This is a genomic window from Victivallis sp., from assembly GCF_048170485.1.
Taxonomy (GTDB): domain Bacteria; phylum Verrucomicrobiota; class Lentisphaeria; order Victivallales; family Victivallaceae; genus Victivallis.
Genome location: NZ_DBEXAY010000035.1, coordinates 1 through 11,141 on the forward strand (window position 1 = coordinate 1; position 11,141 = coordinate 11,141).

Genomic DNA, 11,141 nt, shown 5'->3' on the forward strand with positions numbered 1-11,141 from the left:
CGCCGGAGGGGCTGCGCTCGACTCCGTTCGACTGCGTCGCAATTGCTCCTTGCTGCTTTGCGTTTCGCAAAGCAGTTCTCTCACATGCGCTCGCGGCGCTGACCGCGCTTGTGCCCGTGAGAAAGCAGGATTGCGGGGAAATACCTGACCGCGCTTGTGCCCGTGAGAAAGCAGGATTGCGGGGAAATACCTGACCGCGCTTGTGCCCGTGAGAAAGCCAGGACGCAGTGGAAATTCCGCTCGCAAGTTCAGCAGACCGATCAGGAAAGAGAGGGGTTCGGGGGAGAGAAAGCGGCACTTGGTGTCGCGTCTCTCCCCGTACCGCCGAGCCATGGAACACTTCCGCAGTCAAACATGCCCGCGCGAACTCGTACTGGCTCGGCACCGGCGAAGGGGAGCGGAAATGCGACGGGTTCTTTCCGCAAAAAAGCGGGAAGAACCCTCGTATTTCCGCGGCTCTACTCCCACCGGCCCGCACCCGCCGTCGAGCTCAGCCCAACCGACGACCCAACCTGGCACCGGCACCATGCCGGACGCAGGGGGTACGGGGGGCGGCGGACACGCCCCCCGCCTCTCTCCCACGAGTTGCGATGACGTCACGCGTGAACCCGCAACGCCGTCTCCACGTTGCCGAAGGGGGCACTGACCTGAATTCCCGCCACTCGGTCACGTACTGCCGCTGCACTTTCCCGGGCAATGGCGATACCGGTTTCCCGCTGCGCTTCACGGGTTTCCGCGGCCGCCATGCGTTCCATGATCGAATCCGGAACAACCACACCGGGCACTTCCGTGCGCATAAATTCCGCATTGCGCAGGCTGGTCAGCGGCCAGATTCCGGCGATTACCGGAACATTCAGATGGGCAATCCGGTCCAGAAACGAGAAGAGCGACACTTCGGCGAAGACCGGCTGCGTAATGATAAAATCAGCACCGGCCTCCACCTTTTCACAGGTGCGGCGATACTCACGCTCCAAATCGATCGCATTGGGATCTGCACCGACGCCGATTACGCAACGGGTAACGGCATTCAGCGCCTGACCGCCCAGATCCACGCCGCGGTTCATCCGTGCCTGAATCTTCACCAGACCGATCGAATCGACGTCGAACACGCCGGAACTGAACGGATAATCCCCCAGTTTCGGCGGATCGCCCGTGATGAAAAGCACATTGTTGATTCCGGCTCCGGCGCAGCCGAGCAGTTCCGCCTGGAGGCCGATCAGACTGCGGTCGCGACAGCAGCAGTGCAGCACCGTTTCGATACCGGTTTCGCGTTGCAGGGTAATCGCCGTCACCAGCGGAGAGATGCGGGCACTCGCCCGTGGACCATCCGGCAGATTGACCGCATCAATCCCCGCTTCGCGGCAGCGTCGTGCTCCGGCGATCGTCTTCGACAGATCAAAGCCGCGCGGCGGAGTGATTTCCACCAGCTTGATCCACTCGCCGGCGGCCAGTTTTGCGCCGAGAGCGGAACGCTCTTTCAGGGGAACCGGCTCCGCCAGATCCTCCTTCACCGCTTCAACCGTGGGAATCCGCCGTTTTTCCGCCCGCATCAACGGTTTAATCGTCCTCGCCAGCTCTTCGATGTGAGCAGGGGTTATGCCGCAGCAACCGCCGATGGCAGCTGCCCCCAGCGAAGCGTAGCGCTTGGCGTACGTGCTGAAATATTCCGCACTGGTCATGTAGATCATCCGCCCGTCGATCCCCTTCGGAACTCCGGCGTTGGGCTGTACAATAATCGGCAGATTGGTCTTGCCGACCAGTTCCTCCAGTTCAATCAGCGTGCTTTCCGGGCCGCCGCCGCAGTTCAACCCGATCGCCGTCGGCGCGTCACCGGGGTAACAGGCGAGCAGTTTCAGAAATTCATCCAGACTGTTTCCGTGGCAGCGCGACTGAGGATCGATGGCGAAGCTGAGCACATAGGGCCGCCCCCGGAACGATTTCATCGCTTCCAGCGCTCCTCCCAGATCAATGGTGGTGCGCAACGATTCAAAGATGATGAAATCCGCTTCGGAAAGCGCACCGATCTGCTCGATGAGCAACTCGACGCGGCTTGCTGTATCAGCGGGAGATTCCGGTTCCCCGACCGGACCGACCGAACCGGCCACCAGGGCCCGGCCGTCGGCGGCGCGGCGCGCCAGTTCCACACCGGCGCGGTTGATCGCCACAGTCTGATCGGCAAGGCCGAAGTGGGAGAGCCTTCGCGCATTCGCGTTGAAAGTGTTGGTGGTCAACACCTCCGCCCCGGCTTTCAGGTATTCGTTGTGGATATCGAGGATCACATCCGGGTTGGTGATGGACAACTGTTCGAACGAGGCGTTGATAAAAAAGTTCCGACGGTAAATTTCCGTGCCGATTGCACCGTCGAAAATTACCAGCGACTCGGCAAGTTTCTCCTTGAGTGGATTCATCGTTTTCTTCAATCCGGTTTCGATTGGGTTGTTATCTGCATACTTCCCCATAAAATATCACGGATTTCCCCGGATATCAATGCTGTTTGCGTTTTTTCCGCCGGGAAAGCGCCGGCAGACTAAAACGGCGGCTCCTCCGGGGGAGGGGCGTTTCGCGTCGGGGAGGGGACATCCGCTTCGAAGTCACTCCACTCCCCCTCTTTCCCGTCATCGCGGGTCAGCAGTTCAATCTTCCGCTCCAGGGCGTCGAGTTTGCCGCGGCAGGCGTTCACCAGCCGGCTGCCGGTCTCAAAGTCTTTCATCAGTTCTTCCAGCGGCAGACGGCCGGTCTCCATTTTTGCAACCAGGGTTTCCAGTCGCTCCAGCGCCTGCTCGAACGGCATGGCGTCCAGCTCTTCCGGGGGAATCGGGGTAGTATCGTCCGGCATGATAGATTCAGCTCCGTTTGTTCGTTTTCAGAGAAAGATTCGGGTCGATGGTTCGAAATTCGCAATGTTCCCGGTCATACCCGAAGAGATGCCCGGTGGCAATCACAAAATACCACGCATGCAATGCAAGTTTTCCAGCCTCCACCCGCCGACGGACCCAGGGGAAGGTGAGCAGATTTTCCAGTGCCAGAACCAGCGACGCCTCTTCACAGGCGTGCCGGCGGGTCATTTCGTCCGCATCCGGAAGTTTTTCCAGCACCGCGCACCGCGCCGGTTCCGCCAGATCGAGCCATCGCTCCAGAAATTCCCCCGCCGGCGTCTCCGGCGTCCGTTTCATCAGCGCGTGGATCCCGCCGCAGTCCGAGTGCCCGAGCACGATGATATGTTCCACTTCCAGAGCGTTCACCGCGTATTCCAGCGCGGCACTGACGCCATGGTGACACGTATCCGGTTCGCAGGGCGGAACCAGATTGGCGACGTTGCGGATGACAAAAAGATCCCCCGGCGCACTCTGCATGAGCAGCGCCGGGTCCACCCGGGAGTCGGAACAGGCGATCACCAGAATCCGGGGATTCTGGCCATGTTTCAGCTGATCAAACAGTTCCGCATCGCCGGAAAAATAGATGTTCCGGAAACTCCGGAACCCGTGGATCAATCTTGCAATCGCATCTTCCACCGGGCACTTACTCCAGCATTCCAAGCATGAAGCGATAGACCTTGTCTCCGTCTCCCGGCAGAAATTCATGCCCGAAGTCCGGATAGAGCACCACCTCTTTCGGGGAGGTGATCTTGTTGAATGCGGCAAACTGGCTCGACGGCGGGCAGACGGTATCCATCAGTCCGGTCGCCATCCGCACCCGGCAGCGAATCCGGGGGGCCAGATTCTGCACGTCGATGTACCCGAGCCGCTCGAAGAATGCATCTTCATGCGCGTGAGTGGGATCCACCTGCCGGAAATAGTACTGGATATCTTCGTACGCCGCTTTGGCCAGATCCATATTCCACACTCTCCGGTAATCGCAGAGGAACGGATAGGAGGCCGCCGCCCGGTTGACTTCAGGCACCAGCGCCGCACAGGCAAGGGTGAGACCGCCGCCCTGACTGCCGCCCATCACGCCGACCCGGGTCGCATCGACATCGTCCATCGCCATCACCAGTCGAACCAGTTCAGCGGTGTCGAGGTAATTGCTCCGGAAAAGCAGTTTCTTCGGGTCCGGATCGGCCGCGCCACGAACGATGTGGCCGCGCAAAGTCATCCCCTCAACCAGGGAGACATCCTGCGATTTCCCGCCCTGTCCGCGGCAGTCGAGCGCCGCCACGGTGAACCCCGACTGCACATAATTCAACATTCCGCTCCAGTCACCGGAGTGGCCGGAGTACCCGTGAAACTGCACCACCGCCGGATGCGGCTTCGTCGCATTTTTCGGGCGCGCCAGTTTGGCATAGATGCGCGCCCCGCCGACTCCGCGGAAGTACAGGTCGAAACATTCTGCATTCGGCGCCTGGAACTCCGCAGGAATCAACTCCATCTGCGGGTCAACGGCGTTCAATTCTTCCAGCGACTCCTCCCAGTAGCGGTCAAAATCAGCCGGGCGCGGGCTGCTGCCCTGATAGACTTTGAGCTGATCCAACGGCATATCGACTAACATGATACAATCCTTTCCTCTATTGATACAGCAAAAGAACGGCGGAAACATTCCGCCGCTCTTTTTGAGTTGGTTTCCTTCGTTACTTTTTGAGCAGATAATCCGGCTGATCCGTCCGGAACGGCGACGCGGGGAATCCCTCCTTGTTGTAGAGATTCGCATTGCCCGGATAGCTCGACCAGGCGTAGCGCACCGCCACAGGCTCCTTGACCGCATCCGACCAGACGACGACCTCGTCGCCGTCGATCTTCGCTTTCGCCCAGACGAATTTCCCATCCTTCCCGGCGATTGCAAAGGAGGCGAGTTCTCCGCCGTTTGCCACCAGCCCGCTGCCGACGTTGTCAAAGGAGAGATAGACTTTGCCGTCCTTGATCTCCATCGACTTGTAGAGCGGCCCGGCGGAAACGGTCTTGCTGCCGTAGGCAATGCGCTCCGCCTCTCGTGCCATGCGGTAGGCCAGCGTCTGCTTGTCCGACGGATGAATGTCAAAGGGATCGCCGATGTCGATCGCCACCGCCATTCCGGTGTTGGGAATCGCCAGGGTCGCCGTCTGCACTTCGCGCAGTTTCGACCAGTTGTTGTCAGCCGGCTGCCGGTTGACCCAGAAATCCGCCGGACCGGGATTCTTCGGCGAGTGACGTTCAAACGCGGCAAGCTGCACGAAGAGGAACGGCATCTCCGGATTGTTCCATTTCTTCCGCCAGTCCTGGATCAGCAGCGGATGCAGAATCATGTAATCCTCATAGCGTCCGGCATTGGATTCTCCCTGATACCAGATGACGCCGCGAATCGGATAGATGGTCCAGGGGGCGATCATCGAGTTGTAGAGGGTCGCAGGGAAATGGGAGGCGCGGCCGGCCGTAGTGGAAAGCATCGGCGGTTCCGGCCTGGCCCCGATTTTGGCGAGGTCCGCCTTGAACTCCATCTTGCTTTTCCAGCCGTTCGCCAGACTGATCTTGCCCTCCGGCGTGGAGGCAAGCCGCAGATAAACCGTGTTGGACGGCCCCAGCAGCCCGCCGTCACCGAACATATCGGAGGCACGCACGGCGATGACGTTCCGGCCGACCCGGACCAGTTTCCCCGGGATGGTATATTTGCGCTCTTTCGACCAGTACTCCGGCGTTTCCGTGCCGATTGCACCGACTTTCACGCCGTTGAAGTAGGTTTCATCGCAATCGTCAATGGCTCCGAGGAAAAGCTGCAGATCCTTTCCGGCCCAGGCGGCGGGAATATCCACCGTGCGGCGGAACCAGATCACGCCGTCGGTATCCGCCGGGAATGTGGCCGGAATGGAGCAGTCGCTCCAGCTGGAATCGTCAAAGGCGGGCGCCTTCCAGAGCGCCGCTTCCGCAGTCTGTTTGGCGCCGTAGTCATAGAACCGTTTCTCCCATTTGGAGAACTCCAGCGCGTTTTTCTTCCACAGCTCCTGAAGTTTTTTCTCGATCTCCTCCTTGCTCATACCGACGGCGGAGATTCGCTCCAGTTCGCGGGTGCGGCCGGCGGAACGATAGCCGTCGGCGCTGATCCAGCTTTCGATCGGCGTGCCGCCCCAGCTCGAATTGATGAGCCCGATCGGCACATCCAGATCCTGCTGAAGTCGCCGCCCGAAATAGTACCCGAGCGCGCTGAACGGTTTGACCGCTTCCGGTGTCGCAGGAGTCCAGCCGGGACCGGCGATCTCCTCCTGCTCAATGCCCGGCGAGACCGAACGGCGCAGATTGGTGTTGAAAAGGCGGATTTTCGAGTTGTTCGCCCGAGCCGCCTCCCGGTCGCCGTTCAGGCTGTTCCAGAACTGCCGTCCGCTCCAGACCGGCATCTCCATGTTGCTCTGACCGCTGCAGAGCCAGACTTCGCCGATCAGAACATCGTCGAAGCGCACCGGCTGCGACGTCTTGCCGCCTTCCACCAGAACGGTGTAGGGGCCGCCCGCTTCCATCGCCGGCAGATCGGTCATCCATTTGCCGTGCTCATCGGCTTCGGCATATGTGGAGTTTTCTCCGATGGTCACTTTGACCGATTTGCCGGGGGCCGCAGTTCCTCCGATCCGGATGGGCACGCCGCGCTGAAGCACCATGTGGTCTCCATACACTTTGTGCACGGTGAATTTCTCCGCCATTTCCGGAGAAGAGAACATTGCGCAGGCACCCAGCAGAAACGCCAGTGCCAGCGTTGCCACCGGCAATACGATGTTCCGCATACTCTACCCTTTCGATTGTTGGTTGGGGAAATTGCAATTTACCCTATTATAACCTCATTTTCCTGATTATGCAATCAGAAAAAATGATTTTCGGCTTGATTTTTTCCCAGTCGGCACTACTTTAAAAGCATGATGGAGTATTTCCATTACCCTAAAACTTCAACAAGGAGTCTTTCTCATGGCGATCAGCTACAAAGATCTCGGCCTTGTGAACACCCGTGAGCTGTTCAAGAAGGCAATCAAGGGCGGATACGCGATCCCCGCGTACAATTTCAACAACATGGAACAGATGCAGGCGATCATTCAGGCCTGTGTCGAAACCGAATCCCCGGTCATCCTTCAGGTCTCGAAGGGTGCCCGTGAGTATGCCAACCAGACCCTGCTCCGCTATATGGCTCAGGGCGCGGTCGAGTATGCTAAGGAGATCTCCGGCGGCAAGGGCATTCCGATTGTTCTCCACCTCGACCACGGTCCGGATTTCGAAACCTGCAAGAGCTGCATCGACAACGGCTTCTCCTCGGTCATGATCGACGGATCCCATCTCCCCTATGAAGAGAACATCAAGGAGACCCGCAAGGTCGTCGAATACGCGCACAAGTTCGACGTCACCGTCGAAGGCGAACTTGGCGTTCTCGCCGGCGTCGAAGATGATGTCAAGGCGACTGCTCACACCTACACCCGTCCGGAAGAGGTGGAGGATTTCGTCAAGCGCACCGGCGTCGACTCTCTGGCAATCGCCATCGGCACCTCCCACGGCGCCTACAAGTTCAAGCCGGGCGAGAATCCGCGCATCCGTCTCGACATCCTCGCCGAGATTGAAAAGCGCATCCCGGGATTCCCGATCGTGCTGCACGGCTCCTCCAGCGTTCCGCAGGATCTGGTCAAGATCATCAACGAACATGGCGGCAAACTCAAGGATGCGATCGGCATCGGCGAAGATCAGCTCCGTGCCGCGGCTCGTTCCGCGGTCTGCAAGATCAACATCGACTCCGACGGCCGTCTGGCGATGACCGCGGCGATCCGCAAGGTTTTCGACGAGAAGCCCGAAGAGTTCGACCCGCGCAAGTACCTCGGCCCGGCCCGTACCGCTCTCAAAGAGCTCTACAAACGCAAGAACATCGAGGTGCTCGGCTCCGCCGGTCATGCGTACGACAAGTAATTGTCGTATAACAGATTAAGTTCTGTCAAAAAGCCGCTCTCAGAAAACTGGGAGCGGCTTTTTCCGTGCCGGTGCTTGAATGGAATGAAACCGAAAGAGGGCAGGGGGGCCGGAGAAGCTACTGTCGGTGCCGGGGATCGAGAGCGTCGCGCAGTGCGTCTCCCAGTACATTCAACGCCAGCACCAGCACGAACATGAATCCGGTAGCGGCGGCGATTTCCCACCAGATGCCGCGCCAGAGCCGGTCCTGCCCGTCGGAGATCATCACGCCCCAGCTCGGAGCGCTCTGCACACCGAACCCGAGGTAGCTCACGATCACTTCCAGCATGACTGCTCCCGCAAAGGAGAGAGTGAAGTAGATGATGACCAGATGGAACACATTCGGCAGAATGTGTCGCAGGATGATCACCGGAGAACTGACGCCGGCAACTTTCGCCGCCGCGACATAGGGCAGGGCGCGCAGTCGCATCGTCTCGCCGCGCACTACCCGGCAGAGGGTGACCCAGCCGGTCATGCCGATGGCGAGATAGACAGCCAGCATTCCCGGCTCCGCCCGCAGAATTGTTCCGAGTACGCCGGCAAAATCCATCATGCTGTCGGATAGAAAGTTCCGGGAAACAAGAAGAGCAAAGGCCAAAATGAAAAGCAGCGTCGGCATGGAGGCAAAGGTGCTGTACGCCCAGACCACCCAGTCATCGAATTTTCCGCCGTAAAATCCGGCGATTGCGCCGAGGGTGACTCCGATGAAGACCGCGATAAAACTGGCGATCACGCCGACCTTTACCGCGGTGGCACTGCCGGCGGCAGCCCGCAGAAAAACGTCACGCCCCTGGTAATCGGTTCCCATCCAGTGTTCGCGGGAAGGGGGGGCGTAGCGCGCCGTATCATCCGTACGCTGATAAACCGGTATAATTCCCCGTTGTTCACAGTATATGGAATACCCTTCCGTTCCCGCCGCCAGCAGCAGATAGAAGAGCACTGCGGCAAGTGACAGAACTGCGGACGGCATCCGCAGAAGCAGTCGCCAGGCGGTAATTCGCGGCGCCGTCATCCCCGCGTCTCCGCAAGTGCATGCAGTTTGACCTGGAGCAGAGCGATATCCGCCGGAGTAACTCCGTCGATACGCCCGGCCTGCGCCAGCGTGGTCGGGCAGACTTTCAGAAGTTTTGCCCGGGATTCGTTGCTCAAACCGCGTACGGCATTGTAGTCAAAATCCGCCGGTATCGCCAGATGTTCCAGCCGATGAAGTCGAACGATTTCCGCCGCTTCCCGCTGCAGATATCCGTCGTATTTGGCTTCAACCAGCAGTTCGCGCCAGACACGTCTGCCCATCGGGGTATCCGGCAGTTCCGGCAGGAGCCGCGCGGGGAAGGGCAGGGGAGCCGTGTTTCCCCGTTCTGCCGGGAAGGGGGCATCCGGCCCCAGTTCGGCCAGATGCTTCAACAGCGGCCGCCCGGAAAATTTTTCGTTCCGGCAACGGGTCAATGAAGCGTCGAGCAGCTCTTTGAATTTCAAAAATTCCCGGTATTTCGACTCCGGAAGAAGCTCGTTCTCTCTGGCGAACTCCGTCAGCCGGAGATCGGCATTGTCCTGTCGCAGCGACAGGCGATATTCCGCCCGGCTGGTGAAAAGACGGTAGGGTTCCACAATCTCTTTGGTGGTGAGATCGTCGATCATCACGCCGATATAACTGCGGTCGCGCCCCAGCTCGGCCAGAGCATGGCCGGCGACCGCTTTTGCTGCATTCATTCCCGCCACCAGCCCCTGGCCGGCGGCCTCTTCGTAGCCGCTGGTACCGTTGATCTGCCCGGCGGTGAAGAGGTTGTCGTACCGTTTGACCCGGAGGGTTCGTTCCAGCTGGTCCGGATAGAGGAAGTCGTATTCAATCGCATAGGCGTAACGGGAGATCACCGCCTGTTCCAGCCCCGGCACCGAACGGATCATCTGCCGCTGCACCTCGGGAGGCAGGCTGGTGGAGATTCCATTAATATAGAACTCTTTCGTCTGGGCACCTTCCGGCTCCAGATAGAGCAGGTGACGCGGATGCTGCGGAAAACGAACCACTTTATCTTCAAACGAGGGGCAGTAACGTGTGCCGATCCCTTTGATAATCCCTTGATACATTGGAGAATACTGTAAATTCTCCCGCACGATATCCGCTGTTCGTCCGGTGGAGTAGACCTGATAGCAGGGCAGATCGTGCCGAATTGCCTCCGGGAGGGCAGGGGAGAGTTCCCGGCTCCAGTGGCTGAACCGCTCCTCCGTCTTTTCGCTTGGCTGAAGCTGCATGCCGGAGAAATCGATGGTTTTGGCAAGGATGCGGGGAGGGGTGCCGGTCTTCAAACGGCCGAGTCGAAGCCCCAGTGTTCCTTCAAGAGCTCCGGAAAGAGACGCCGCCGGAAAATCGCCGGCCCGTCCTCCCGGAAAATGGCGCAACCCATAGTGGAGCGTGCCCCGCAGAAATGTTCCGGTGGTGATGACAACCGCGCCGCAGCGGATCTGATCGCCAAACTGGTTTTCGACGCCGACAATCCGCTCTTTTTCGACAAGAAAACCTGTGACTTCCGACTGCAGAATATCGATACCGGGTGTCTGTTCGAGCAGATATTTCATGCCGCGCTGATAGCATACCTTATCGCATTGGGAACGGGGTGACCAGACCGCCGGCCCTTTGGTGCGGTTCAGCATGCGAAACTGAATTGACGCCGCATCGGTGACGACTCCCATCGCGCCGCCCATTGCGTCGATTTCCCGAACCACCTGTCCTTTGGCGATACCGCCGATCGCCGGATTGCAACTCATCTGGGCAATGTGGTCCAGATTCAGGGTAATCAGCAGTGTTTCAGCTCCAAGCCGGGCTGCCGCAAATGCCGCTTCGCAGCCGGCGTGTCCGGCTCCGATAACAACAACATCGTACTGTTTCATCGTGGTTGACAAATTTCCTTGCTATGGCAGAATGACATCTTATTAAAATAAAACATTCCGCACGTTTTATCAAATCGGTTTAAAAAGATACTCTCAATAAAAAATCGTTATTTATCGACAATTTTATGATCAAGTTATTAACAAGCGCCTTGTTTGGAATTTATATCCATTTTATAGAAAAGAGATTAAACAAGATCCCCTCGCCCGGGGTATCGACTCACATATTAACATAACATACATTATGCGACGTTAGAAATATACCGTAAAGCCACGAGAAGGGCCCGGAAATCCCGACGGGTACAATCACCCTGCCGGATCATTAACCGGGCCTCTATGACGTTCAGCGAAGTTTCGAGAGATGCCGATCACACGGCGCGC

The 11,141-nt window shown here is 58.6% G+C and carries 8 protein-coding genes; 1 reads left to right on the forward strand and 7 read right to left on the reverse strand.

Annotation, left to right across the window (positions count from 1 at the left end; translation table 11 throughout):
* Positions 1–596: 596 nt before the first annotated feature.
* The 5 genes from ACMLHG_RS01740 to ACMLHG_RS01760 all read right to left on the reverse strand — a co-directional run bounded on the left by ACMLHG_RS01740 (position 597) and on the right by ACMLHG_RS01760 (position 6,679).
* The gene (locus ACMLHG_RS01740) at positions 597–2,408 is read right to left on the reverse strand and encodes a bifunctional homocysteine S-methyltransferase/methylenetetrahydrofolate reductase (RefSeq protein ID WP_417169342.1); all 1,812 of its coding nucleotides are present in this window, start codon (positions 2,406–2,408) and stop codon (positions 597–599) included.
* Between the two features lie 119 nt (positions 2,409–2,527).
* A complete protein-coding gene (xseB, locus tag ACMLHG_RS01745; RefSeq protein WP_295810912.1) occupies positions 2,528–2,836 on the reverse strand; it encodes an exodeoxyribonuclease VII small subunit in 309 nt (102 codons plus the stop codon).
* 7 nt (positions 2,837–2,843) lie between these two features.
* The gene (locus tag ACMLHG_RS01750) at positions 2,844–3,512 is read right to left on the reverse strand and encodes a carbonic anhydrase (RefSeq protein WP_417169343.1); all 669 of its coding nucleotides are present in this window, start codon (positions 3,510–3,512) and stop codon (positions 2,844–2,846) included.
* 7 nt (positions 3,513–3,519) lie between these two features.
* Positions 3,520–4,488 (reverse strand): alpha/beta fold hydrolase, encoded by a 969-nt coding sequence (locus tag ACMLHG_RS01755; RefSeq protein WP_417169346.1) that lies wholly within the window; start codon positions 4,486–4,488, stop codon positions 3,520–3,522.
* A 76-nt stretch (positions 4,489–4,564) separates the two neighbouring features.
* Positions 4,565–6,679 (reverse strand): sialate O-acetylesterase, encoded by a 2,115-nt coding sequence (locus ACMLHG_RS01760; protein WP_294435242.1) that lies wholly within the window; start codon positions 6,677–6,679, stop codon positions 4,565–4,567.
* 178 nt (positions 6,680–6,857) lie between these two features.
* Between ACMLHG_RS01760 and ACMLHG_RS01765 the strand changes: the two genes are divergently transcribed.
* A complete protein-coding gene (locus ACMLHG_RS01765; RefSeq protein WP_294435244.1) occupies positions 6,858–7,838 on the forward strand; it encodes a class II fructose-bisphosphate aldolase in 981 nt (326 codons plus the stop codon).
* Positions 7,839–7,956: 118 nt separating this feature from the next.
* Here ACMLHG_RS01765 and ACMLHG_RS01770 read toward each other — a convergent pair whose 3' ends face one another.
* Both ACMLHG_RS01770 and mnmG read right to left on the reverse strand, forming a co-directional pair.
* Complete coding sequence (locus ACMLHG_RS01770) at positions 7,957–8,889, reverse strand: ABC transporter permease (RefSeq protein WP_417169344.1); 933 nt, start codon at positions 8,887–8,889, stop codon at positions 7,957–7,959.
* A complete protein-coding gene (gene mnmG / locus ACMLHG_RS01775; protein WP_417169345.1) occupies positions 8,886–10,763 on the reverse strand; it encodes a tRNA uridine-5-carboxymethylaminomethyl(34) synthesis enzyme MnmG in 1,878 nt (625 codons plus the stop codon). The genes ACMLHG_RS01770 and mnmG overlap by 4 nt, the downstream gene beginning before the upstream one ends.
* Positions 10,764–11,141: the final 378 nt, after the last annotated feature.

Excerpts from the sequence above, each read along its gene's own strand:
- ACMLHG_RS01740 (WP_417169342.1), bottom strand. The coding sequence starts at position 2,408 with ATGAATCCACTCAAGGAGAAACTTGCCGAGTCGCTGGTAATTTTCGAC.
- xseB (WP_295810912.1), bottom strand. The coding sequence starts at position 2,836 with ATGCCGGACGATACTACCCCGATTCCCCCGGAAGAGCTGGACGCCATG.
- ACMLHG_RS01760 (WP_294435242.1), bottom strand. The coding sequence starts at position 6,679 with ATGCGGAACATCGTATTGCCGGTGGCAACGCTGGCACTGGCGTTTCTG.
- ACMLHG_RS01765 (WP_294435244.1), top strand. The coding sequence starts at position 6,858 with ATGGCGATCAGCTACAAAGATCTCGGCCTTGTGAACACCCGTGAGCTG.
- ACMLHG_RS01770 (WP_417169344.1), bottom strand. The coding sequence starts at position 8,889 with ATGACGGCGCCGCGAATTACCGCCTGGCGACTGCTTCTGCGGATGCCG.
- mnmG (WP_417169345.1), bottom strand. The coding sequence starts at position 10,763 with ATGAAACAGTACGATGTTGTTGTTATCGGAGCCGGACACGCCGGCTGC.